Source organism: Streptomyces sp. NPDC060194, assembly GCF_042728285.1.
In the GTDB taxonomy this organism is placed as follows: domain Bacteria; phylum Actinomycetota; class Actinomycetes; order Streptomycetales; family Streptomycetaceae; genus Streptomyces.
Genome location: NZ_JBHWZH010000049.1, coordinates 1 through 23257, shown reverse-complemented (window position 1 = coordinate 23257; position 23257 = coordinate 1). Strand labels below are relative to the sequence as shown.

General features: G+C 72.6%; 19 protein-coding genes. 8 read left to right on the top strand and 11 right to left on the bottom strand.

The window, feature by feature from the left end:
* Positions 1 to 124: 124 nt before the first annotated feature.
* The 4 genes from ACFWEG_RS13615 to ACFWEG_RS13600 are packed head-to-tail and all read right to left on the bottom strand — an operon-like array spanning position 125 to position 2841.
* Positions 125 to 454: a fluoride efflux transporter FluC gene (locus ACFWEG_RS13615; protein WP_387213581.1), complete on the bottom strand. Its 330-nt coding sequence runs from the start codon at positions 452 to 454 to the stop codon at positions 125 to 127.
* Positions 451 to 876, bottom strand: coding sequence for a fluoride efflux transporter CrcB (gene crcB, locus ACFWEG_RS13610; protein WP_387213578.1), 426 nt, complete (start codon positions 874 to 876; stop codon positions 451 to 453). The genes ACFWEG_RS13615 and crcB overlap by 4 nt, the downstream gene beginning before the upstream one ends.
* Before the next feature lie 28 nt (positions 877 to 904).
* Positions 905 to 1774 carry an ABC transporter permease gene (locus tag ACFWEG_RS13605; protein WP_387213575.1) on the bottom strand — a complete coding sequence of 290 codons (870 nt, stop codon included), beginning with the start codon at positions 1772 to 1774 and terminating at the stop codon, positions 905 to 907.
* Complete coding sequence (locus tag ACFWEG_RS13600) at positions 1771 to 2841, bottom strand: ATP-binding cassette domain-containing protein (protein WP_387213571.1); 1071 nt, start codon at positions 2839 to 2841, stop codon at positions 1771 to 1773. The genes ACFWEG_RS13605 and ACFWEG_RS13600 overlap by 4 nt, the downstream gene beginning before the upstream one ends.
* Before the next feature lie 236 nt (positions 2842 to 3077).
* On the opposite strand from ACFWEG_RS13600, the gene ACFWEG_RS13595 reads away from it, so the two are divergent.
* The 4 genes from ACFWEG_RS13595 to ACFWEG_RS13580 all read left to right on the top strand — a co-directional run bounded on the left by ACFWEG_RS13595 (position 3078) and on the right by ACFWEG_RS13580 (position 7284).
* Positions 3078 to 3503, top strand: a complete 426-nt coding sequence (locus ACFWEG_RS13595) for a hypothetical protein (RefSeq protein WP_387213568.1) — start codon at positions 3078 to 3080, stop codon at positions 3501 to 3503.
* Between the two features lie 234 nt (positions 3504 to 3737).
* On the top strand, positions 3738 to 4277 hold the full coding sequence (locus ACFWEG_RS13590) for a hypothetical protein (protein WP_387213566.1): 540 nt from the start codon (positions 3738 to 3740) through the stop codon (positions 4275 to 4277).
* Between the two features lie 79 nt (positions 4278 to 4356).
* A complete protein-coding gene (locus ACFWEG_RS13585; RefSeq protein ID WP_387213629.1) occupies positions 4357 to 5298 on the top strand; it encodes an endonuclease/exonuclease/phosphatase family protein in 942 nt (313 codons plus the stop codon).
* A gap of 45 nt (positions 5299 to 5343) precedes the next feature.
* Positions 5344 to 7284, top strand: a complete 1941-nt coding sequence (locus ACFWEG_RS13580) for an FUSC family protein (protein ID WP_387213564.1) — start codon at positions 5344 to 5346, stop codon at positions 7282 to 7284.
* A 180-nt stretch (positions 7285 to 7464) separates the two neighbouring features.
* Here the strand turns inward: ACFWEG_RS13580 and ACFWEG_RS13575 are convergent, their stop codons facing one another.
* A complete protein-coding gene (locus ACFWEG_RS13575; RefSeq protein ID WP_387213560.1) occupies positions 7465 to 9516 on the bottom strand; it encodes a PhoX family protein in 2052 nt (683 codons plus the stop codon).
* A 337-nt stretch (positions 9517 to 9853) separates the two neighbouring features.
* Between ACFWEG_RS13575 and ACFWEG_RS13570 the strand changes: the two genes are divergently transcribed.
* A complete protein-coding gene (locus ACFWEG_RS13570) occupies positions 9854 to 11398 on the top strand; it encodes a VWA domain-containing protein (RefSeq protein WP_387213557.1) in 1545 nt (514 codons plus the stop codon).
* Between the two features lie 81 nt (positions 11399 to 11479).
* Positions 11480 to 13084 carry a methionine--tRNA ligase gene (gene metG / locus ACFWEG_RS13565; protein WP_387213554.1) on the top strand — a complete coding sequence of 535 codons (1605 nt, stop codon included), beginning with the start codon at positions 11480 to 11482 and terminating at the stop codon, positions 13082 to 13084.
* A gap of 74 nt (positions 13085 to 13158) precedes the next feature.
* On the opposite strand, the gene ACFWEG_RS13560 is transcribed toward metG, so the two are convergent.
* From ACFWEG_RS13560 to aspS, 3 genes are all read right to left on the bottom strand, one after another.
* On the bottom strand, positions 13159 to 13746 hold the full coding sequence (locus tag ACFWEG_RS13560) for a Uma2 family endonuclease (RefSeq protein ID WP_387213551.1): 588 nt from the start codon (positions 13744 to 13746) through the stop codon (positions 13159 to 13161).
* A 71-nt stretch (positions 13747 to 13817) separates the two neighbouring features.
* The gene (locus tag ACFWEG_RS13555) at positions 13818 to 14189 is read right to left on the bottom strand and encodes a DUF6344 domain-containing protein (RefSeq protein ID WP_387213548.1); all 372 of its coding nucleotides are present in this window, start codon (positions 14187 to 14189) and stop codon (positions 13818 to 13820) included.
* A 195-nt stretch (positions 14190 to 14384) separates the two neighbouring features.
* Positions 14385 to 16178 carry an aspartate--tRNA ligase gene (aspS, locus tag ACFWEG_RS13550; protein WP_387213545.1) on the bottom strand — a complete coding sequence of 598 codons (1794 nt, stop codon included), beginning with the start codon at positions 16176 to 16178 and terminating at the stop codon, positions 14385 to 14387.
* A gap of 166 nt (positions 16179 to 16344) precedes the next feature.
* Between aspS and ACFWEG_RS13545 the strand changes: the two genes are divergently transcribed.
* Positions 16345 to 18435: a SpoIIE family protein phosphatase gene (locus ACFWEG_RS13545; RefSeq protein WP_387213542.1), complete on the top strand. Its 2091-nt coding sequence runs from the start codon at positions 16345 to 16347 to the stop codon at positions 18433 to 18435.
* Positions 18436 to 18442: 7 nt separating this feature from the next.
* Here ACFWEG_RS13545 and ACFWEG_RS13540 read toward each other — a convergent pair whose 3' ends face one another.
* From ACFWEG_RS13540 to ACFWEG_RS13530, 3 genes are all read right to left on the bottom strand, one after another.
* Positions 18443 to 19555, bottom strand: coding sequence for an AI-2E family transporter (locus ACFWEG_RS13540; RefSeq protein WP_387213539.1), 1113 nt, complete (start codon positions 19553 to 19555; stop codon positions 18443 to 18445).
* A gap of 64 nt (positions 19556 to 19619) precedes the next feature.
* Entirely contained in the window at positions 19620 to 20588 is a 969-nt protein-coding gene (locus tag ACFWEG_RS13535) for a pirin family protein (RefSeq protein ID WP_387213536.1), read from the bottom strand.
* Positions 20589 to 20739: 151 nt separating this feature from the next.
* Positions 20740 to 21183, bottom strand: a complete 444-nt coding sequence (locus tag ACFWEG_RS13530; RefSeq protein ID WP_387213533.1) for an SseB family protein — start codon at positions 21181 to 21183, stop codon at positions 20740 to 20742.
* Positions 21184 to 21371: 188 nt separating this feature from the next.
* Here ACFWEG_RS13530 and ACFWEG_RS13525 point away from each other — a divergent pair, with 188 nt between their 5' ends.
* The gene (locus tag ACFWEG_RS13525) at positions 21372 to 23204 is read left to right on the top strand and encodes an acyl-CoA dehydrogenase (RefSeq protein WP_387213529.1); all 1833 of its coding nucleotides are present in this window, start codon (positions 21372 to 21374) and stop codon (positions 23202 to 23204) included.
* Positions 23205 to 23257: the final 53 nt, after the last annotated feature.

Here is a 23257-nt window from a genome sequence, read left to right as displayed (position 1 = left end):
GCGGCGGGGCATCCGGGGCCGGTTCCGGGATCGCCGGAAGGGGTGAAGGGGGGCGGTTCGGGTGCGGGGGCGGGCGCGCGTGTGATGGCGCGCGGGATGACGGCCGAGAGGCGCGGCCCGTGCCTCAGAACAGCCCGTAGGCCGCGTACGCCGCCCCGAATCCGGCCGCGACGCTGACGGCCGCGTTCGCCACCGCGGGCAGCAGCGGCAGCCGCAGCGTCTCGTAGGAGAACGTCGAGTACGTGGTCAGGGCCCCGCACAGGCCCGTCCCCAGCAGGAGCTGGAGGTCGGCGCCGACGCCGGTCAGGGCTCCCAGGAGCGCGGAGCCGGCGACGTTGACGGCGAGGATCCCCCAGGGGAACGCGTCGCCGAAGCGGGAGCGGGCCGCGGTGTCGGCGAGGTGGCGGAGCGGGGCGCCGACCATGCCGCCGGCCAGGACGAGCAGCCAGTTCACGGGCGGGCCTCCGCGGCGCGGATCCGGTCGCCGGCCGCGATGCCCGCCCGGGCCGCGAGGAGCGCGGCGAGCAGCGTCAGCAGCAGGTAGGCGGCGGCGACGGCGGCCCGGTCCGCGCGGACGAGGCCGGCCGCGTCGACGGCGTAGGTGGAGAAGGTGGTGAACCCGCCGAGGATCCCGGTCGCGACGAACGGCCGCAGCAACGGGTGCGCGTGCGGCCGGAGCAGGGCCAGGAAGAGCCCGATGGCCGCGCACCCCACCATGTTGACCGCGAAGGTCGTCCAGGGGAACGCGCCCTCCGCCGTCGGCCAGAGCTGCGCGGCGGCGTACCTGGCGAGGGCTCCGACACCGCCGCCGACCGCCACCGCGCCGACCACCGGCCACTCGACCCGTCGCCGGCGCAGTTCGTACTCGTCCACCACATGGCCACGGTAACCCGTGGCCACCGGGCTACTTGCGGTTGTAGAGCCGCATGGTGACCGGGCCGAAGACCAGCAGGAGCACCGCCGCCCAGCCGAGCGACCAGGCGATCTCGTCGGCCGGCCAGTTGCCCGCCATCAGCTCGCGGACGGCGGTGGCCAGGTGGCTGATGGGGCTGTTGTTCACGAACGCCTGGAGCCAGCCCGGCATGGTCTTCGGGTCGACGAAGACGTTGCTGAGGAAGGTCAGCGGGAAGATCACCATCATGCTGACGCCCATGACGGACTTCTCGGTCCGCAGCAGCAGGCCGAACATGGTCCAGATCCAGGAGAAGGCGAAGGAGAACACCAGCAGGAGCGCGACCCCGGCAAGCACGCCGACCACGCCGCCGTCGGGCCGGAAGCCGATGAGGAGGCCGACCGTGATCATGACCGCGGACGCCATCAGGTAGCGGAGCACGTCGCCGAGCAGGTAGCCGACCATGGGGGCGGGCCGCCAGATCGGCAGGGTGCGGAAGCGGTCGAAGACGCCCTTGGTGATGTCGGTGTTGATGGCCACCCCGGTGTACATCGTGATCATCACGATGCTCATGACGAGGATGCCGGGCAGCACGAACTGCACGTAGGCGTCGACGGATCCGGCGATCGCCCCGCCGAAGAGGTACGTGTACATCAGCACGAGCATGATCGGGAAGGCGGTCACGTCGAAGAGCTGCTCGGGCACGTGCTTGATCTTGAGCATCGCCCGCCAGCCGAAGGCCAGGGAGGCGGCCAGGGCGCTCGGCCGCGGGGGCCGCTCCTTGGCGACGAGCAGGGCGGCCAGCGACTCCGTGCTCACCTCGGCGAGTTCGGCGGCCGTCGGGGCGGCGGTCTTGGCGGGGGTGTCGGTGACGGTGCTCATGCCGAGGCCTCTTCCTTGCGGATCTCGTCGTGGATGTCGGGTTCGCCGTCGCTCCCGCCGTCGTCGCCGCCCTCACCGCCGGCGGTGGCCTTGCGGCCGGTCAGGGCCAGGAACACCTCGTCCAGGCTGGGCTGGCCGAGGGCGAAGTTGTCGACGGTGATGCCGGCCCGGGCCAGCTCGGAGAGCGCGCGGGCGGCCTGCTCGGCGGCCCCGTGCCCGTTCGACTCGCCGTCGCCGACCCGGGCGGTGAGCGCCACCGGGTCGGCCTCCAGCAGGACGTCGACGCCGTCGCCGCGCAGGGACCGCCGCAGGACCTCCCGCGCCTCGTTCCGCTGGGACGCGTCGCGCAGCCGCAGGTGCACGGTGCCGGCGCCGACGGACGCCTTCAGCTCGCCCTTGGTGCCCTCGGCGATGACCTTGCCCTGGTCGATGACGGCGATCCGGGAGGCGAGCTGGTCGGCCTCGTCGAGGTACTGGGTGGTGAGCAGCACCGTGGTGCCCTGGGAGACGACGGCCCGCACGATGTCCCAGACCTGGTTGCGGCTGCGCGGGTCGAGACCGGTGGTCGGCTCGTCGAGGAACAGCAGGTCGGGGGTGTTCAGGATGGACGCGGCGATGTCGATGCGCCGCCGCATGCCGCCGGAGTAGTTCTTGACCTGCTTCCCGGCTGCCGCGGTCAGCCCGAACGCCTCCAGGAGCTCCGCCGAGCGCTCGCGCGCGGCCGGCTTGCCGTGTCCGAGCAGCCGGCCGAGCAGGACCAGGTTCTCGGTGCCGGTCAGGTCCTCGTCGACCGAGGCGTACTGGCCGGTGAGGCTGACCCGGCCGCGGACCGCGTCGGCCTCGCGCACCACGTCCTTGCCGAACACCAGCGCCTCGCCCCCGTCCGGCCGCAGCAGGGTGGCGAGGACCTTCACGGCGGTGGTCTTGCCCGCTCCGTTCGGCCCGAGGACGCCGTAGACCGTACCGGTGGGGACAGCGAGGTCGACCCCGTCCACGGCGCGGGTCTCACCGAAGGTCTTCACCAACCCCCGGGTCTCGATCGCCAGGGGCGTGTTCTGTCCGCTCATGGTGCCGCCGTCCCTTCTCGCGTTCCCACCGTCCGTGAAAACGTCTCGCCCCTAAGACCGTGCCTGGCGCGAGAACTCATCGCATGCGGAAGGAGAATTTCTACGCTTTCCTTGAGGTGACGGTCCGGACGGGCGCCTACCGGCGTGACGGACGGGCCTCGGCGCGACGGTTCGGGTGGGGCTGGTGCGTGGCGGACCGGTGCCGGATCTGCGGGGGCGGAGAAACGGAGCCTCAGATGACGCAGCTCGCAGCTCGCGACGTTCCCCTCCTGCGGCCCTCGAGCCGGTCGACCCCACCGCCCGCCCGTCCCGCCGACCTCACCCGGCCGGCCATCGGCGCCGCGGTCCTCGCCGGGCTGGTCTTCGGCATCTGGGGGGCCTTCAACCAGCGCGACGCCGGTGCCTTCACCTGGGGCAACGCACTGTTCGGCATCGTCCTCGCGGTGATCGGCGGCGGGGTGGTCCTCGCGTTGCACCGGTTCGGACCGCTGCTCCCGAAAGAGGTGCGCGCCGGGTCGTGGGGTGCCGTGACCGGCATCGGGGTGGGCTTCCTGGTCTCCCTGACCCCGGCCGACTGGCTGTGGTCGTCCGTCCTCGGCCTGCTGGTCGCCGCGCCGACCGCCGCCGCGACGCTGTACCGGCTCAACACGCGGCACGACTGATCGCCGACCGGGCCGACCCGTCGACGTTTCACGTGAAACAGTGCGGCACTGTTTCACGTGAAACATCGCGTTCTTGGCCGGGCTCGTTTCACGTGAAACATCGCGTCCGCGACCAGGCACGGTCATGTGAGACATCCGCCGACCGGACCACCGGCCGGGCCCGTCCGCGTGAAGTCCGCTCCTCGTCCGGCCGTCCGCGTAGCGGCCGCCGGGCTCCCTCGGCACGCTGACCGTATGAAGATCACCCGTGCCCTCGGCGCCCTCGCCGCCACCGCCGCCCTGCTGCTGACCGCCACCGCCTGCTCCGACGACTCCGACCCGTCCGGCTCGGTCTCCGACATCACCAAGGAGGCGAATGACGCCGCGTCCTCCGCGCGGGAGAAGGCCGGCGAGGTGGCGAGCGCGGCGTCCGAGAAGGCCGTCGACGCGGCGAGCCAGGCCTCCGACGCCGCCGCCAGGGCGCAGGCCTCCGCGTCGGCGAAGGTCGCCGAGGTGAAGGGGGCGGTCAGCGGCAAGGACGACATCGAGCTGGGCGACGTCACGACCAGCGGGCAGCGCAGTTCGGTCGAGCTGACGGCCGACAACAGCACCGACGAGCAGGCCAGCTACACGGTCACGGTGAACTTCCGCGACCAGGACGACAAGCTTCTCGACGTCACGGTCGTGGACGTCAAGGACGTGGCGCCGGGCAAGTCGAAGAGCGCGACGGTCCGCAGCAACCGCGAACTCAGCGGCGAGGTGAAGGCCGACGTCGGCCAGGCGCTGCGGCGCTGAGCCCCCTCGCGCGGAGAACGGCGTGGTCCGCGCAACTGCCGCGGCGGCCACGCCGTCCCTTCGGGGTGTGGGAGTGAGAATGCGGGCGGCGGCGGTGTGGGGCGCGGGGCTGCTGCTCGCGGGGGTGGGCGTCGTGATCGGGTTCCGGGCGGCGGACGCGGACGGCGTGACGCCGGTGCCGCAACTGCTCGCGTTCCTGCCCTGGCTGCTGCTGCCCGGCGCGCTGGCGCTGCTCGTGGCGCTGCTCGCCCGCTGGCGGGCGGGGGTGCTGTGGACGGTGGTCGTCCTCGCCCTGACGGCCTGGTTCGTCCGGCCGTACGAAGGCCCCGCGGGGGCGGCGGGCGGGGCGGAGGCCGCCCGGTTCACCGTCCTGACGTCGAACGTCGAGTTCGGGCGGGCGACGGACGGGCTCGTCGCCGCGGTCGAGCGGGAGCGGCCGGACCTGGTCTTCGTGCAGGAATGCGAGTTCACCTGCGCCGACGTCCTCGCGCGCCGGCTGTCCGCCGCGCGCTATCCGTACCGGAACGTCGTGGCCGCGGGCGGTTCGGAGGGCTCGGCGATCCTCAGCCGCTTCCCGCTGACGCCCACGGCGGGCATCGCGGGGACGCTCGCGATGCCCGGCGCGGTCGCCCGGATCGGCGGGCGCGACGTGGCGGTGCAGCTCGCCCACCCGCTGCCGCCGATCCCGGGCGGGGTGGGGAACTGGCGCCGGGAACTGGGCGCCGTGCGGGAGTTCGCGGCCCGCAGCGAGGGGCCCACCGTCCTCGCCGGCGACTTCAACGCCTCCCAGGACCACGCCGCGTTCCGTGCCCTGCTCGACACCGGGCTGCGGGACGCGGCCGCGACGGCCGGCCGGGGGCGTGAGCCCTCGTGGCCGTCCCGGACCGCCCCGCCGCTGGGTGCGCAGATCGACCACGTCCTCGTCGGCGCCGACCTCTCGGTCCGCGGGGCCCGCTTCGTCGACCTCGCCGACACCGACCACCGGTCGCTCCTCGCGGAACTGACGCTCCACGAGGGCTGACGGGCGCGTGCGGCCCGCCGCCGGGGGCCCGCACATACTGGTCGTATGCCCCTCGTCCCCCCGCCGTGGCTGGTCAGAAGCCTCAAGCCGGCAGCGGCCCCCGTCCCCTGGCCCGCGGTCCTGCGGGCGGGCGTCGCGCTCGCGCTCCCGCTGGCGGTGGGCACGGCCGCGGGGCAGCCCGCGCTCGGGGCGCTGGTGTCGATGGGCGCGCTGTCCGGCGTCATCGGGGACACCGCCGACGCCTACCGGATGCGGATCCTGAACATCGCCGTGCCGCAGGTGTTCGGCGCCCTCGGGGTGCTGATCGGCTCCCAGGTGTACGGGCAGGGGTGGGTGGCCGTCCTGGCGCTGACGCTGGTCGCGCTGGTGTCGGGGATGATCTCGTCCGTCGGGGCCGTCGCCTCGACGTCCGGGCTGCTGCTCCTGCTGAACGCGGTGATCGGCGCGGGGCTGCCGCTGCCGGGACCGTGGTGGAAGGCCCCACTGCTGCTCGCCCTGGGCGGGCTGCTCGTGCTCGCGCTGGCGCTCCTGGGCTGGCCCTGGCGGCGCAGCGGGCCGGAGCGCGCGGCGGTCGCGGACACCTACCGCACGGCCGCCGACCTGTTCGCCGCCGCCGGCGGCCCGGGCGAGGTCTACTCCGCGCGCCGCCAGGACGTCACCCGGTCCCTCGACACCGCCTACGACCTGGTCCTCGCCCGCCGGGCCCGCTCCCACGGCCGCACCGACTCCCTCGTGCGGCTCCTCGCCCAGCTCAACGCGGTGATCCCGCTGGTGGAGGCGGCCGCGGCGGCCCATCTGTACGGGGCGCCCTCCCGACGGCCGGAGATCGCCGCGGCGGTGCGGCAGCTGGCCGACGCGGTCGCCGAGGCGCGCCGCGGACCCGACGCCGTCCCCGCGCCCGCCCTGCCGGAGCCGCTCGGTCCGGCGGACCGGGCGGTCGAGGCGGCGCTGCGGCACACGGCGGACGTGGTGCGGACCGCGGAACCCGACTCCTACCCGGCCGACGACCGGCTCGGCCGGCCCGCGCCGCCCCGCGTGCGGCTGCGGCGGGCGGCCAGGACGGTGCTGCTCTCGGGCGCGTCCTGGCGGTACGGGCTGCGGCTCGCGCTGTGCATCGGGATCGCGCAGGCGCTGGTGTCGCTCGTCGCGGTGCCGCGCTCGTACTGGGTGGCGCTGACGGTCACCTTCGTCCTGAAGCCGGACTTCGGGTCGGTGTTCTCGCGGGCCCTGCTGCGCGCGGTCGGCACGGTGGTCGGGCTGCTCGTCGCGGCGGGCGTGCTCGCGCAGGTGCCGCGGGGGTGGTGGGACGTGCCGGTCATGGTGGTGCTCGGGGCGCTGGTCCCGGCGGTCTCGGCGCGCGGGTACGCCTTCCAGACGGCCGCCGTCACCCCGGTCATCCTGCTGCTGTCCGACACCCTCAACCACCAGGGCGTCGGCCTGGTGTGGCCGCGGCTCCTGGACAGCCTGCTCGGCTGCGCGATCGTCGTCGTCGCCGGCTATCTGCTGTGGCCGGAGAGCTGGGGCACCCGGGTCGCCGACCGGCTCGCGGAGGCCATCGAGGACACCGCCCGGTACGTCGAGTGCGCCTTCGGGCCCGGCGCGGAGGCGCACCAGGGCGAGCGGGTGCGGCTGCGGCGCCGGCTGTACCGGGACCTGGCGCAGGTGCGCTCGGAGTTCCAGCGGGCGCTGACGGAGCCGCCGCCGACCGGGCGGCGGGCCGCCGCGTGGTGGCCGCTGGTCGTGGCGGTCGAGCGGATCGTCGACGCGACGACCGCGGCGCGGGTCCGGGTGAACCACGGGGCGGCTCCGCCGCGACCGGAAGAGGCGGCCGAGATCGCCGCCCAGCTGCGGGAGTTGGGCGGTGGTCTGCGGGACGCGACGACGCTCGTGGAGGTGCGGGCGGCGCTCGGCGGGGACGAGGAGGGGGTGCTCGCGCCGCTGCGGCAGGAGGTCGGTGCGGCACGGGCGGTGTCGTCGGGCGGGTAGGTGCGCCCCGCCGGTGACTCCGGACGGGAGGACGCTCCGTGCGGGTCGCCCCCGGACGCCTCCGGTGCGGCAGCGCCGCACGGGCTGCAGCCCACCACCCGGACCGGCTCCTCCGGCCCACGGCTCCGCACCCGGCGGGCCCCGGAGGCCGGTGTCCCCGGGGCCCGCCGCGCGCGTCGCTCAGACGCCGATGTCGCGGCCGTCCTCGCGCCAGACCGCCACCACCGAGGGGCGGACGATCTTCCCGGGCCCGTCCGGCCAGGTCGACGCCGGCTTCTCGACGCTGGCGCCGTCCACCTCGCCCGGGTGCTGCACGGCGACCAGGACGCGGCGGTCCTGGATGACCGGGCCGCAGGTCTCCGCGCCCTTCGGGACGGTGAGGAACTGCTTCAGCTCGCCCCGCCGCTCGCCGCGCACGGCCACCCCGAACAGCCCGTCGTGCGAGCCGAGCTGGTTGCCGTCGGTGGAGATCCACAGGTTGCCGTGCGGGTCGAAGGCCACGTTGTCCGGGCAGGAGATCGGGCTGACCTGGTCCTTCGGGAAGCCCGCGAAGTACGTCGCGGGGTCGTCCGGGTCGCCCGCGACGAGGAAGAGCCGCCAGGCGAAGCCGTCGGCCGCGGGGTCGTCCCAGTGCTCGGCGAGCTCCAGGATCTGGCCGTGCTTGTTGAGGTTGCGCGGGTTGGCCTCGTCCGCGCCCGCCTTCCCGGGCTTGCCGCGGTCGGTGTTGTTCGTCAGGGCGATGTAGACGCGGCCGGTGCGGGGGGACGGCTCGACGTCCTCGGGGCGGTCCATCTTCGTCGCGCCGACCTTGTCGCCGGCGAGGCGGGTGAAGACGTAGACCTCGTCGGCGGTCATGCCGGGGACGTGCGAGGTGGTGCCGGTGGCGAGCGGGATCCAGACGCCGCTGCCGTCGAACTCGCCGTCGCCCGGGAGCTTGCCGGTGCCGTCGATCTCGGTGCCGGGGCTGTCGCCGGTCAGCTTGGCGACGTACAGGGTGCCCTCGTCCAGGAGCGTCAGGTTGTGCTCGCGAGCGGCCCGGGAGTCGCCCTTCTTCATCCGCTTCGAGGAGACGAACTTGTAGAAGTAGTCGAACCGCTCGTCGTCGCCCATGTAGACGACGGGGCGGCCGTCGTCGGTGAGGCGGGGCTGCGCGGCCTCGTGCTTGAAGCGGCCCAGCGCGGTGCGCTTGCGGGGCGTGGAGTCCGGGTCGTACGGGTCGAGTTCGACGACCCAGCCCTGGCGGTGGACCTCGTTGGGCTCCTTCGCCAGGTCGAACCGGTCGTCGAACCGCTCCCACTTGCGCTCGGTGGCGCCGGTGCCGACGCCGTAGCGCTTGTCGGTGGCGCTGGAACCGTTGGCGAAGTACTGGTTGAAGTTCTCCTCGCCGTGCAGCGTGGTGCCCCACGGGGTGGTGCCGCCGGCGCAGTTGTTGAGCGTGCCGAGGACCTTGACGCCCTTCGGGTCGGCCTTGGTGCGCAGCAGCGGGCTGCCGGCGGCGGGGCCGGTGAGCCGGAACTCGCTGGTGGTGTGCAGCCGCCGGTTGAGGGGGTGGCGGGGGACGGCCGTCAGCTTGCCGGTGCGGCGCTCGTCCTCGACGACCACGACGGACAGGCCGTGCGCCGCCCACGCGATCTCGACCTGCTCGCGGGTCGGGTTCGCCGCGTCGTAGCCGGCGAACATCAGGACCTCGTCGGTGTACTCGTGGTTCGCGACGAGCAGCTGGCGGTCGCGGTCCAGGGGCAGCAGCGAGAGGAAGTCGTTGTTGTAGCCGAACTGCCGGGCCTGCGCCGCGGCGCTCTGCCCGTCCGCGCGGAAGGCGGGCGCGCCGCGCAGGATCGGGTCGCCCCAGCGGATCACGACGTTCTGGCCGTAGCCCTTGGGGACGGTCACCTTGTCGGCGGTGTTCGGCGCGACGGGCGCGAAGCGCAGACCGCGGGCGCCGTCCGGCGTCGGGCCGCCGTGCGGTCCTGCCGGGGTGCGGCCGGAGGCCGTGGCCGGCGGGGCGGCCTGCGTGAGGGCGGTGGCGCCGACGGCGGTGGCCGCCGTCACCACGGCGGCGGTGCGCATCACCGAACGGCGGGAGACGGCGCGGGCGATGATGTCACCGGCGTACTCGTTCCCGCTGGTGTTCGGTATCTCGTGGAAGCAGGCGTCACCGCAGCGGTAACGGCAGGTGAGGGCGGAACGCCCACCCGCGTGCGGTGAGCTCAGCAGCGGCAGCAGTTTGCGCACGTGCCCCTCCGTGGGGATGTCTCGGACGACTCGGGTGACGGTTCGAGACGGTAGGGAGGCGGATCTGACGGGCGGCCGACTGGGCGTGAACGCGCGGTGAACTCGCGCCGTCCGGGCGGCCGCAGGCGCGGCGGCCCACGGCGCGGACCCGTCCGGGGTGTGACGGGGCGCGCGGAAGGGGAACCCCGTCCTCTACCCTGCGGCTTCCGGCACCGTGCGGCCGCTAACCTTACGTGTCCGCCCTGGCCAGGGCTGATTTGCCGCAGTACGGACATTTGATGGCACTCAACTCCCCCGGAGGGTCGCGCACATGGGCATTCTGAGTCGAATCCGGAACGTGTTCGGCCGGTCGGAGAAGGGCCAGTCCGCACCGGCGGCCGCCCCCGTCCCCGCTCCCGAGGCGCGTGAGGAGTCCGCGCCCGCCGCGGCCGGGGCCACGGTGCCGGCGCCCGCCAAGGAGGCGGACCCGGAGCCCGGTTCGGACCGCCCGGCGACCATTCCGGCGCCCGCCACCGAGCCCACCCCGGACCCCGAGCTCTCGGACCTCGTCGCGGCGGCGTTCGACAACCCCGACCTGCGCAAGCCGGTGCCGTCGCAGAGCCGGCCGGCCGAGGAGGGGGCGCCGGTGCCGGAGGCCGAGCGCGCGCCCGAGCCGGCTCCGGAGGCCACGGCCCCGGCCGTCGTCGCGCCGGACCCGGAGCCGGCCGTCGAGCCGTCGGCGCCGGTGGAGGCGGAACGGCCCGCGGAGAAGGCCGCGCCGGCCGCGGACGGGGCGGAGGAGACCGCCCCCCTGGCGGAGCAGCCCGCGCCCGCCGCGGACAAGACCGCTCCCGTCGCCGAGCAGTCCGCACCCGCCGTGGACGGGACCGCTCCCGTCGCCGAGCAGCCCGCGCCCGTGTCGCCGGAACCCGCGGCCGAGGAGCGGCCGGAGCCGGTGGCGGAGCCCGCAGCCGTCACCCCCGTGACGCCGGAGCCCGTGACGCCGGAGCCCGTCGCCCTGGAGCCCGACGCGCCGGAGCCCGTCGCCCCGGCCGTCCCCGCCGAGCCCGTCGCCGCCCCCGTCGAGGAGGACCCGGCCGCCGCGGAGCCGGCCACCGCCGCCGAGCCGGTCGCCGCGCCCGCCCCCGTGGCCGACCCCGAGCCCGAGACCGCCCCCGTGGCCGTCCCCGTCGCCGCGCCCGTCGCGTCCCCGCAGCCCGCCGACAAGGTGCTCACCCCCGCGCGGCTGAAGGCCCGTGCGCCCGGGCTCGCCGCGCCCCACCGGGCGGCCGGCACGGCGCTCGGCAAGGCGGGGCTCACGGGTGCGCGGGCCACGGTCTACCTGGTGCTCGACCGGTCCGGATCGATGCGGCCGTTCTACAAGGACGGCAGCGTCCAGCACCTCGCCGACCGGGTGCTCGCGCTCGCCGCGCACCTCGCCGCCGAGCCCGTGGTGCGGGTGGTCTTCTTCTCCACCGACATCGACGGCGGCGGCGACCTGACGCTCGACGGGCACACGGGCCGGATCGGCGAGCTGACCGCCGGCCTCGGCCGGATGGGCCGCACCAGCCACCACCGGGCGATCGAGGAGGTCGTCGCCCTGCACGCCAAGTCCGCGGACCCGAGCGCGCCCGCCCTCGTCGTCTTCCAGACCGACGGCCCCTCCGACGTGAAGCGGCTCGCCCTCCAGGCGCTCCGGGACACCGCCGACGAGCCGCTCTTCTGGCAGTTCGTCGCCTTCGGCGAGGAGGACCCGAAGACCTTCGACTACCTGCGCAGGCTGAACGCCGACCACACCGGCTTCTTCCACGCCGGCGCCACCCCCTCCACCCTCCCCGACCGCACCCTCTACACCGCCCTCCTCGCCGCCTTCCCCACCTGGCTCGCCGCCCGCGGGAAGTGACCCGTTCGGGGCGCCGGCGGCTCCCCTCACCGACGGTTATCGCGGTGAGGGGAGCACGCCGCGGCCGTTAGGATTTCGACCATGGCGGCCACTGGAACCGAGAAGCAGGGGGAGACGTACTACGTCTCGACCCCCATCTACTACGTCAACGACGCTCCTCACCTGGGCCACGCCTACACGACCGTCGCAGGCGACGTGCTCACCCGCTGGCACCGCCAGCGCGGCGAGAAGGTGTGGTACCTCACCGGCACGGACGAGCACGGTCAGAAGATCATGCGCACGGCCGAGGCGAACGGCGTCACACCGCAGGAGTGGTGCGACAAGCTCGTCGAGGAGGCCTGGAAGCCCCTCTGGCAGCACCTGGACATCGCCAACGACGATTTCATCCGCACCACCGAGGAGCGGCACACCGCCCGGGTGCAGGAGTTCGTCCAGGACCTCTTCGACAAGGACGAGATCTACAAGGGCGGCTACGAGGGCCCGTACTGCGTGGGCTGCGAGGAGTACAAGCTCCCCGGCGAGCTGCTCGACGGCGAGGACGGCGCCAAGCTCTGCCCGGTGCACAAGCGGCCGGTCGAGCTCCTGAAGGAGGAGAACTACTTCTTCAAGCTCAGCGCGTGGGGCCCGAAGCTCCTGGAGTTCTACGAGGCGAACCCCGGCTTCATCCAGCCCGAGTCGGCGCGCAACGAGGTGCTGAACTTCGTCCGCCAGGGCCTGCAGGACCTCTCCATCTCCCGCTCCACGTTCGACTGGGGCATCCCGGTGCCGTGGGACGAGAAGCACGTCATCTACGTGTGGGTCGACGCGCTCCTGAACTACGCGACGGCCGTCGGCTACGGCGCCGACCAGCAGAAGTTCGACTCGACGTTCCCGGCGAACGTGCACATGGTCGGCAAGGACATCCTGCGCTTCCACGCGGTGATCTGGCCCGCGATGCTGATGGCGCAGGGCCTGCCGGTCCCCGGAAAGGTCGCGGCCAACGGCTGGCTGATGGTCGGCGGCGAGAAGATGTCGAAGTCGAACCTGACCGGCATCAAGCCGCAGGACCTGACCTCGCACTTCGGCGTGGACGCCTACCGCTGGTACTTCCTGCGCGCGATCGCGTTCGGCCAGGACGGGTCGTTCTCCTGGGAGGACTTCTCCGCCCGGTACACCAGCGAGCTCGCCAACGACTACGGCAACCTCGCCTCGCGCGTCGCGGCCATGGTCGGCAAGTACTTCGGCGGCGCACTGCCGGAGGCCACCGCGGACGGTGACGCCGAGCAGGCGGTCAAGGACGGTCTCACGAAGGCCGTCGCGCTCGCGGACGCGAAGATCGGCGAGGAACTGGACTTCCAGGGCGGCATCCTGGCGATCTTCGACTTCGTGAAGCAGGTCAACGGCTACATCACGGAGCAGGAGCCGTGGAAGGTGGCCAAGGACGAGTCGGAGGAGGGCCGGGCGCGCCTCGCGACGATCCTCTACACGGCGGCCGAGTCGCTCCGCGGTGTCGCGGTGCTGCTGAACGCGGTGATGCCGGAGACCTCGCAGAAGCTGTGGGACTCGCTCGGCGCGGAGGCCGTCCTCGGCCCGATCGCCGACCAGCGCGTCCAGGACGCGGGCACCTGGGGGCAGCTCCCCGCCGGCGCCACCGTCACCAAGGGCGCGGTGCTCTTCCCGCGTCTGGAGGAGAAGCCGGCCGCGTAGCGCCGACGCGGCGCGCGCATGCGTCAGGGCCCGGAATCCGCACGATTCCGGGCCTTTCGCATGTGCACGAGGGGTCAGTGCACCCAGTTCTTCAAGGGCTCGGTGTCCAGCTCGACGTTCACCGGCTCGGGCAGTCGGACGGCCTTGCCGAACGGAACACGGTCGAGGCGCTCGTAGCGCACCCCGTCGGGTTGCGAGTACACGAGTACTTCGCAGGACTCGCGGTCGATCAGCAGGTACACGGGGATCCGGCTCTCGGCATACGCACGCGGCTTGTCGACGCGGTCGCGACGGTCGGTGTCGGAGTCTCCGGAGGTCACTTCGACGGTCATCAGGACACCGTCCGTGGACGCCCATTCGCCTTGGCCGACGAACGTCTCGATCGGGACGAGTGACGCGTCGGGCCGCGCATTGCCTTTGAGGTACGTCTCGACGTGCAGGCCCTGCTCCGGAAAGAGCCACCATCCTGCGTCGGCCTGCATGCACAAGCGAGCAAGCCAGGCGATGATCCGCCCGTGGTCCCCGTCCGGCACAGCCTTGACCCCCAGTTTCCCTCCGATGAACTCCAGCCTCAGCGCCTCGTTCGTGCGTATGGCGTGACGGGAGAGCTCTTCGAAGTCGTCCTGGGTCAGGACTCCGGACCGGTCATCCACAAGGCCCACGACGTCTCCTCCGGGATCGGGTGACGTCTCCCACGATACGGCGGTAACCGTTCCCCAGCGGGGGAAGCCTGCTATTCCGCCGACGCGAGTGACGCGCCGACCGCCGCGTGGCGGGCGAGGTTGTCGGAGGACATCCGGGAGGCGGGGACACCGCCGTGGGCCTCCGCGGTGATGCGCTGCTTCATGGTGGGGGGCACGGAGCCGGCGGCGGGCAGCGGGGCGTAGGAGAACCAGCCGTGGGGGGCGGGCCCGTCGGGTTCGTGCGCTCGCGTCGTCTCGACCGTGCGGGCGGCCTCCGTCGCCGCGGGGCCGGCCGGCTCCGCGGTGGGCGCGGCGGCGCGGGGGGCGGCCGCGGCGGGGGCCGTGAGGCCGAGGGCGGCGAAGAGGGCGACGAACGCGCCGATGAGCGCCGTCCAGAGTGCGCTGACCTTGCTGACTGCCATGGTGAACCCCTCGATTCGCTTCCGAAGTACGTGCGGTTTATCGGACTTGTTCAGCATGAGGGGAGGTGAGCCGCACGAGGGGAGCACGCGGTACGTTTCGCCGATCTTCGTACGAACACCACCCGGTCGGCCCAACGACCGAGCCCCCGACCCGCGGACGCGGATCGGGGGCTCGGAAGAAACCGCAGGCCAGGGCTACTGCGCGGGCTTGGCGTCCGCGCCCTTCGCCGACGCGGCCGGCTTGCGCAGCTGGATGTTCAGCTCCCGCAGCCGCGCCTCCTCCAGCACCGAGGGCGCGCCCATCATGAGGTCCTGGGCGTTCTGGTTGAGCGGGAACGAGATCGTCTCGCGGATGTTCGGCTCGTCGGCGAGCAGCATGACGATGCGGTCGACACCCGGCGCGATGCCGCCGTGCGGCGGCGCGCCGAGGCGGAACGCGCGGAGCATGCCCGCGAACTCGCGCTCGACGGTCTCGGCCTCGTAGCCGGCGATGGAGAACGCCTTGAGCATCAGGTCGGGCTCGTGGTTCCGGATCGCGCCGGAGGACAGCTCGAAGCCGTTGCAGACGATGTCGTACTGGTAGGCCAGGACGTCCAGCGGGTCCTGCTCCTCCAGGGCCTTCAGGCCGCCCTGCGGCATGGAGAACGGGTTGTGGGAGAAGTCGATCCGCCCGGTCTCCTCGTCCTTCTCGAACATCGGGAAGTCGACGATCCAGCAGAACCGGAAGACGTTCTCCTCGAAGTGGCCGGCCCGCTTGGCCGCCTCGACCCGGACCGGGCCCATGATCTTCGAGACCTCGTCGAACTCGCCCGCGCCGAAGAACACGGCGTGGCCGGGCACGAGGCCCAGGCGGTCGGTGATGACCTTGACGTCGTCCTCGGTGAGGAACTTCGCGATCGGGCCGGCGAGCGTGCCGTCCTCGCCGACGCGGACCCAGGCGAGGCCCTTCGCACCGAGGGACACGGCGTAGTCGCCGAGGCCGTCGAAGAACTTGCGGGACTGGCCGGCGGTGTCCGGGACGGGCAGCGCGCGGACGTGCTTGCCGGCGAACGCCTTGAAGCCGGAGTCGGCGAAGACGTCCGTGAGGTCGACCAGCTCCAGCTTGGCGCGCAGGTCGGGCTTGTCGTTGCCGTACTTGAGCATCGACTCGCGGAACGGGATCCGCGGGAAGGGGGAGGTCACCTCGCGGCCCTGGCCGTACTCGGTGAACAGCTCCGTCATCAGCTTCTCGATCGGCTGGAAGACGTCCTCCTGCTCGACGAAGCTCATCTCGACGTCGAGCTGGTAGAACTCGCCCGGCGAGCGGTCCGCGCGGGCGTCCTCGTCGCGGAAGCAGGGCGCGATCTGGAAGTACCGGTCGAAGCCGGAGATCATGAACAGCTGCTTGAACTGCTGCGGGGCCTGCGGCAGGGCGTAGAACTTGCCCGGGTTGAGGCGCGAGGGGACGACGAAGTCGCGCGCGCCCTCGGGGGAGGTCGCGGTGAGGATCGGCGTGGCCAGCTCGTTGAAGCCGAGGGCGACCATCTTCGAGCGGATCGAGGCGATGACCGAGGACCGCAGCATGATGTTGCGGTGCATGCGCTCGCGGCGCAGGTCCAGGAAGCGGTACTCCAGGCGGCGCTCCTCGCCGACCCCGTCGTCCGTGTTGACCTGGAACGGCAGCGGGGCGGCCGCGCCGAGCACCTCGACCTCGCCGGCCTCGATCTCGATCTCGCCGGTCGGCAGCTCGGGGTTGACGTTCTCGGCGCCGCGGGCGGCGACCTTGCCGTCGATCCGGACGACCGTCTCCTTGGTCAGCTTCGCGAGCGCCTCGTTCGCCGGGGTGCCGGGGCGGGCGACGAGCTGCGTGATGCCGTAGTGGTCGCGCAGGTCGATGAAGAGGATGCCGCCCAGGTCACGACGATTGTGCAGCCAGCCGCTCAGCCGGACGTCGGTGCCGACGTCGGAGGCGCGGAGTTCGCCGCAGGTGTGGGACCGGTACGGGTGCATCGTTCATCCAGTTCTTCGCGAGACAGGCGGAAACCTACGGTTCAAAGGGTAACGGGAACCGGGAGGGCGGCTTGGGGCGATGTTTCACGTGAAACACCCGCCCGGCGTTTCACGTGAAACACCGACCGGTGGCCGGGAGACCGCCGATCTTCCTAGAGTGGGATCCATGCGCACTGAGGACGTCCTGGCCGCCATCCAGACGGGTCTGTGGCGCTGGGACAACGCCTCGGGCCTCGTCACGCTGGATGCGGAGGCGTCCCGGCTGCTGGGCCTGCCCGCCGAACGCTCGACCCTCTCGGAGGCCGCGCTGCGCGCGCGGTTCCATCCCGTGGACTGGATCGAGATCAACGGGATCATCAACCTCGCCGTCGCCGAGGACACCCTCGCGGAGGCCAGGCTGCGGGTCATGGACGAGGAGGGCCTGGTCCTGCGGACCGTGCGCAGCCGCTCCAAGCCGATGGCGGGCGGCGCGGACTTCGAGCTGGTCGGGACTCTCCAGGAGGTCGCCGAACCGCAGCCGGGCACGGTCGGCGCCCTCGAGGGCGGCCGCTCGCCCGCCCAGGTCACCGGCGACTGGCGGCGCTCCCGGGAGGCGTTCCTGCTCGACGCGGGGCGCGCCCTGGCGGAGGCCCGGTCCACGGAGGAGGTCCTGCGGGTCGCGGCGTCGCTGTCCATGCCGGGCTTCTCGCCGAACGGCCTCGCCGTCTTCGGCATCTCCGCGACCGGCGACCGGCTCTCCGTCATCGGCCACCACGGCCACCGGGACGGCGACGAGCGGCCCTTCCTCGACATGCCGGTGGAGACCGACTACCCGGCCGCCGAGGTGGTGCGAACCGGCCGGGCGGTCTACCTGCCGAGCCCGACGGAGTACGAGCGCCGCTTCCCCACCAGCTGGCCGCTGGCCAAGGGCTTCCGCCGGCAGTCGTGGGCGTTCGTCCCGCTGATCGTCGCGGGCCGGACCATGGGCGCCTGGATGGCCGGGTTCGCGCACCCGGTCGCCTTCACCCCCGACGAGCGCTCCGTCCTGACCACCGTCGCCCGGATGCTCGCCCAGGCCCTGCAGCGGGCGGGCGTGCAGGACTCCGAGCGCGAGCTGACCACGGGGCTCCAGCGGGCGATGATGCCGGTCGTCGGGCCGGACATCCCCGGCATGACGATCGCCGCCCGCTACGTGCCGACCGGCGGCGGCCTGGAGGTCGGCGGGGACTGGTACGACGCCATCCCGTTGCCCAACGGCCGGATCGCGCTGGTCATCGGCGACGTCCAGGGCCACGACGTGCGGGCGGCGGGCCTGATGGGGCAGCTGCGCATCGCGCTGCGGGCCTACGCGTCCGAGGGCCACCGCCCCGACGCCGTGCTCACCCGCGCGTCCCGCTTCCTGCACGGCATCACCGAGGCGGACGGCGCAGAGCCCCGCTTCGCGACCTGCCTGTACGTGGAGGCCGACCCGGTCTCCGGGGTCCTGGAGTTCGCCCGGGCCGGTCACCTCGACCCCGTGGTGCGCCTGGAGGACGGCACGGTCCTCGACCGGCCCACCGAGGGCGGTCTCCCGCTCGGGATCGTCCCGGACACCGACTATCCGACGACCCGGATCCTGCTCGACCCCGGCGAGACGATGCTGATCTGCACCGACGGTCTGATCGAGACCGGCGGCCACGACCTGGAGACCGGCTGGGCCAGGGTCCGCAAGATCATGGAGCAGCACACCGGACCCGACCTGGAGGAGCTCGCCGACGACCTCGTCCAGGCCGTCCACGGGCCGCTCTCCCACCACACCACCGGCCGGCTCGCCGACCGCCGCGAGGACGACATCGCCATCGTGCTGCTCGGCCGGCGCCCCGCCGACGAGGGCGCGGCGGCGGCGCTGCGCCGGATCGTCCTGACCATCGCCCAGGCCGAGCCCGAGCGGGTCGCCGGGGCGCGGGCCCAACTGCGGGCGCTGCTGCACGACTGGTCGGACGACGACCAGGTCGACTCCGCGGTGCTGATGCTCTCCGAGATGATCACCAACGTGCTGGTGCACACCGACGGCGACGCCCTCGTGGTCGCCGAGATCGCGCTCCCGCCGGGCGGTCGGCGCCGGATGCGGGTGGAGGTCTCGGACGGCTCCGACGACCTGCCGCACAAGCGCCGCCCCGGCGAGCTGGCCTCCTCGGGCCGCGGGCTCGTCCTGATGGACCTGCTGGCGGACGCGTGGGGGGTGGACCCGCGCGGGAAGGGGAAGTCGACGTGGTTCGAGATCGGGGAGAGCGCGTAGGAACCGGCTAGAGGGTTTTCGGCGCCTTGGGCGCGCGGGGCGGCGACCCGAGGTCGTCGACGCTCAGCCCGGCCGAGCGGCGCCGCAGCTCTCCGAGGACGCCGAACGCCGCCGCCGCGAGCGGGACGGCGAAGAGCATCCCCATCAGCCCCGCCACGCTGGCCCCGGCCGCCAGCGCCACCATGATCACGGCCGGGTGCATGTGGACCGTCCGCGACTGGACCACCGGCTGGAGGATGTGCCCCTCCAGCTGCTGCACGGCGAGCACGATCCCCAGGGTCCACAGCGCGATGACGAAGCCGCGCTCGGCCAGCGCCACCAGGATCGCGACCGCCCCCGAGACCGTCGCCCCGAGGTAGGGGACGTAGGCGCCGATGAACACGAGCGCGCCGAGCCCGAACGCGCCCGGGACGCGCAGGATCAGCAGGCCGACGGTGATGCAGACGGCGTCGATGAGCGCGATGAACGTGGTGCCGCGCATGAAGCCCTCGACCGCCTCGAAGGCCCGCCGCCCGATCGCCTCGACGAGCGCGCCCTGGCCGCGCGGGGCGACGGTGTGGGCGAGGGACACCGCCCGGTCGGAGTCGCGGAGGAAGAAGAAGGTGAGCAGCAGCGCGAGGACGGAGGTCGCGGCGAGCGCGCCGACGACGCTGAGGCCGGTGATCACGCCGCTGGCCGCCGTCGCCCCGTACTTGTCGACGAGGTCCTTGACGTTGGCGCTGAAGTCCTCCGTGCCGCCGAGGTCCTCCAGGCCCAGCCGGTCGCGGATCGAGTCCACGGCCTGCTGGAGGGCGTCGAGGATGTCCTCGCCGCTGTCGATCAGGGCGTGCACGAGGACGTAGCCCGCGCCGCCGACGACGGCCACCAGGGCGAAGCAGGTCAGCAGGGCGGCCAGCGAGCGGTTGAGGTGGCGCCGCAGCAGCCACCGGTGGACCGGGCCGAGCAGCGCGGTGCCGAGCAGCGCGAGCAGGACGGGGGTGACGGCCGCCTTGAGCGTCACGCAGAGCCAGACGAACACCGCCGCGACGCCGCAGACCAGCAGCACGACCAGGCACCAGGCCGCGAGGCGCCGGGCGCCGGGCGGCAGGAGCGGCTGGTCGGGGGAGCTTCGGGTCGCCATGCCGCCAGGCGATCACGCCGCGTGCGGGTCCGCCCGTCGGCGGACCCGCACGGGTGACGCGGCGTCAGTCCTGGGTGTGGGGGATGCGCTCGGAGGGGACGACGCCGAGCTTGCCGGCCTGGAAGTCGTCGAAGGCCTGCTGGAGCTCGGCGCGGGTGTTCATCACGAACGGCCCGTAGTGCGCCATCGGTTCGCGGATGGGGCGCCCGCCGAGGAGCACGATCTCCAGGTCCGGGGTGTTGCTGTCCTGGCGTTCGTCGGCGCGGAGGGTGATCGACGAGCCGCTGCCGTAGACCGCGGTCTGGCCGACGTGGATCGGGCGCCGGTCGGTGCCGACGGAGCCGCGGCCGGCCATGACGTAGGCGAGGGCGTTGAAGTCCTCGGACCACGGCAGGGTGATCTCGGCGCCGGGGGCGACCGTCGCGTGGATCATGCGGATCGGGGTGTGGGTGATGCCGGGGCCGTCGTGGCCGTCGAGCTCGCCGGCGATGACCCGCAGCAGCGAGCCGCCGTCGGGGGTGGTGAGGAGCTGGACGGAGCCGCTGCGGATGTCCTGGTAGCGCGGCGGCATCATCTTGTCCTTGGCCGGCAGGTTCACCCACAGCTGCAGGCCGTGGAAGAGGCCGCCGGACATGACGAGGTGCTCCGGCGGGGCCTCGATGTGCAGCAGGCCGGAGCCTGCCGTCATCCACTGGGTGTCGCCGTCGGTGATCGTGCCGCCGCCGCCGTGGGAGTCCTGGTGGTCGAAGACGCCGTCGATGATGTACGTGACGGTCTCGAAGCCGCGGTGCGGGTGCCAGGGGGTGCCCTTGGGCTCCCCGGGCTGGTACTCCACCTCGCCCATCTGGTCCATCATGATGAACGGGTCGAGGTACTTGTAGTTGATCCCGGCGAACGCGCGGCGAACCGGGAAGCCCTCCCCCTCGAATCCGCTCGGCGCGTCCACGACCGCGAGCACGGGCCGGGCGGCGGCGCCGGCGGGGGCGACGACCTTCGGCAGGGTCAGCGGGTTCTCGACGGTCACGGCGGGCATGGCGGCCTCCTCGGGTTCGAGCTCCAATGTAGTTGAACACTGAACAACTTGCAAGGCCGCCCGCATTCCCGGGGCGTCCACGCGCCCTACGCAATCACCCCCCGGGGCCGGATGGCCACGAGGGGTGAGGAACGACACTGTGCCGACCGCGTCAGCCGTACATGCGGCGCATCGCGAAGTCGACCATCTGCTCGACGGCCTTCGCGTCGAAGACCATCCGGTGCTCGCCCTCCATGTCCAGGACGAAGCCGTAGCCGGTCGGCAGCAGGTCGATGACCTCGGCGCCGGTGATCACGAAGTACTTCGACTCCTTGCCGGCGTACCGGCGCAGCTCCTTGAGCGTGGTGAACATGGGGATCACCGGCTGCTGGGTGTTGTGCAGCGCCAGGAAGCCGGGACCCTCCCCGCGGGGGCAGTAGACCTTGGACGTGGCGAAGATCTGCTGGAAGTCCTCCGCCGACATCGCGCCGGTGGTGAAGGCCCGGACCGCGTCGGCCAGCGAGGGGACCGAGGGCTCGGGATAGCCGCCCATCTGCTGGTGCGGCGCCTGGGCGTAGCCCTGCTGAGCCCCGGGGTGCTGGTCGTAGCCGTACATGGGGCAAAGAGTAGTGCGCCACACCCGGGGTCTGTCGGGCGCTTCGGGGTTGCGTCTTATTACCGATGGGTAGCATGATCTGTGTTACCGGTCGGTATCGGTATGCGTCGGTACGCGCTCAAGGCTCGCGTCGGAACGCGTCGAAGGCACGAATCAGGCACGCATCGCAGGCACGAGGAGCCGTCGCCATGGGGCACTACAAGTCGAATCTCCGCGACATCGAGTTCAACCTCTTCGAGGTCCTCGGTCGCGACAAGCTGTACGGCACCGGACCGTTCGCGGAGATGGACGTCGAGACCGCGAAGTCGATCCTGGACGAGCTGAACCGGCTCTCGGTGAACGAGCTCGCCGCCTCCTTCGAGGACGCCGACCGCACCCCGCCGGTCTTCGACCCGGCCACGAACACCGCGCCCGTCCCGGCCTCGTTCAAGAAGAGCTACCAGGCCTTCATGGACTCCGAGTACTGGCGCCTGGGCCTGCCCGAGGAGATCGGCGGCACCACCGCGCCCCGCTCCCTCATCTGGGCCTACGCCGAGCTCGTCCTGGGCGCCAACCCCGCCGTCTGGATGTACTCCTCCGGCCCCGCCTTCGCGGGCATCCTGCACGAGGAGGGCAACGACGTACAGAAGAAGATCGCGTCGATAGCCACCGAGAAGCAGTGGGGCTCCACGATGGTCCTCACCGAGCCCGACGCGGGCTCCGACGTGGGCGCGGGCCGCACGAAGGCCACCGAGCAGGCGGACGGCTCCTGGCACATCGAGGGCGTCAAGCGCTTCATCACCTCGGGCGAGCACGACATGTCCGAGAACATCATCCACTACGTGCTGGCCCGCCCCGAGGGCCACGGCCCCGGCACCAAGGGCCTGTCGCTCTTCATGGTCCCGAAGTTCCACTTCGACTTCGAGACCGGCGAGCTGGGTGAGCGCAACGGCGTCTTCGCGACCAATGTCGAGCACAAGATGGGCCTCAAGGCCTCCAACACCTGCGAGATGACCTTCGGCGACCAGGCGGACCACCCCGCGGTCGGCTGGCTCGTCGGCGACAAGCACGACGGCATCCGCCAGATGTTCCGCATCATCGAGTTCGCCCGCATGATGGTCGGCACGAAGGCCATCGCCACCCTCTCCACGGGCTACCTCAACGCCCTGGAGTACGCCAAGGAGCGCGTCCAGGGACCCGACCTGGCGAACTTCATGGACAAAACCGCGCCCAAGGTGACGATCACCCACCACCCGGACGTGCGCCGCTCGCTCATGACGCAGAAGGCGTACGCCGAGGGCATGCGCTCGCTCGTCCTCTACACCGCCACCGTCCAGGACGCCATCCAGGCCGCCGAGGCGGCCGGCGAGGACGCGAAGGCGCTGCACGGTCTGAACGACCTGCTGCTCCCGATCGTCAAGGGCTACGGCTCGGAGAAGTCCTACGAGCAGCTCGCCCAGTCGCTGCAGACGTTCGGCGGCTCGGGGTACCTCCAGGAGTACCCGATCGAGCAGTACATCCGGGACGCCAAGATCGACACCCTCTACGAGGGCACCACGGCGATCCAGGGCCAGGACTTCTTCTTCCGGAAGATCGTCCGCGACCAGGGCGCGTCCCTGAACGCCCTCTCCGAGGAGATCAAGAAGTTCCTGGCCATCGGCGCCGGCGGCGACGAGCTGGCCGCGGCCCGCGACAGCCTGTCCAAGGCGGCCGTCGAGCTGGAGGCGATCGTCGGCACGATGATCACCGACCTGACGGCCACCGGCGAGGACGTCCGGAACATCTACAAGGTCGGCCTCAACACCACCCGCCTGCTGATGGCCTCCGGGGACGTCGTCGTCGGCTACCTGCTGCTGCGCGGCGCCGCGGTCGCCGCGGAGAAGCTCGCAAGCGCCTCCACCAAGGACAAGGCCTTCTACACCGGCAAGATCGCCGCGGCGAAGTTCTTCGCGGCGAACGTCCTGCCGGGCGTCTCGGTCGAGCGCGCGCTCGCCGAGCAGGTCGGCCTGGACCTGATGGACCTGGACGAGGCGGCGTTCTAGGACCCGCCCCGGCGTCTCACGGCGGCCCGCTCCCGGCTCTCCCGGGGGCGGGC

What these genes read in the sequence shown, in the direction of transcription:
- ACFWEG_RS13605 (WP_387213575.1), bottom strand. Translation starts at nt 1,774, where the DNA reads ATGAGCACCGTCACCGACACCCCCGCCAAGACCGCCGCCCCGACGGCC.
- ACFWEG_RS13600 (WP_387213571.1), bottom strand. Translation starts at nt 2,841, where the DNA reads ATGAGCGGACAGAACACGCCCCTGGCGATCGAGACCCGGGGGTTGGTG.
- ACFWEG_RS13595 (WP_387213568.1), top strand. Translation starts at nt 3,078, where the DNA reads ATGACGCAGCTCGCAGCTCGCGACGTTCCCCTCCTGCGGCCCTCGAGC.
- ACFWEG_RS13590 (WP_387213566.1), top strand. Translation starts at nt 3,738, where the DNA reads ATGAAGATCACCCGTGCCCTCGGCGCCCTCGCCGCCACCGCCGCCCTG.
- ACFWEG_RS13585 (WP_387213629.1), top strand. Translation starts at nt 4,357, where the DNA reads ATGCGGGCGGCGGCGGTGTGGGGCGCGGGGCTGCTGCTCGCGGGGGTG.
- ACFWEG_RS13580 (WP_387213564.1), top strand. Translation starts at nt 5,344, where the DNA reads ATGCCCCTCGTCCCCCCGCCGTGGCTGGTCAGAAGCCTCAAGCCGGCA.
- metG (WP_387213554.1), top strand. Translation starts at nt 11,480, where the DNA reads ATGGCGGCCACTGGAACCGAGAAGCAGGGGGAGACGTACTACGTCTCG.
- ACFWEG_RS13555 (WP_387213548.1), bottom strand. Translation starts at nt 14,189, where the DNA reads ATGGCAGTCAGCAAGGTCAGCGCACTCTGGACGGCGCTCATCGGCGCG.
- aspS (WP_387213545.1), bottom strand. Translation starts at nt 16,178, where the DNA reads ATGCACCCGTACCGGTCCCACACCTGCGGCGAACTCCGCGCCTCCGAC.
- ACFWEG_RS13545 (WP_387213542.1), top strand. Translation starts at nt 16,345, where the DNA reads ATGCGCACTGAGGACGTCCTGGCCGCCATCCAGACGGGTCTGTGGCGC.
- ACFWEG_RS13540 (WP_387213539.1), bottom strand. Translation starts at nt 19,555, where the DNA reads ATGGCGACCCGAAGCTCCCCCGACCAGCCGCTCCTGCCGCCCGGCGCC.
- ACFWEG_RS13535 (WP_387213536.1), bottom strand. Translation starts at nt 20,588, where the DNA reads ATGCCCGCCGTGACCGTCGAGAACCCGCTGACCCTGCCGAAGGTCGTC.
- ACFWEG_RS13530 (WP_387213533.1), bottom strand. Translation starts at nt 21,183, where the DNA reads ATGTACGGCTACGACCAGCACCCCGGGGCTCAGCAGGGCTACGCCCAG.
- ACFWEG_RS13525 (WP_387213529.1), top strand. Translation starts at nt 21,372, where the DNA reads ATGGGGCACTACAAGTCGAATCTCCGCGACATCGAGTTCAACCTCTTC.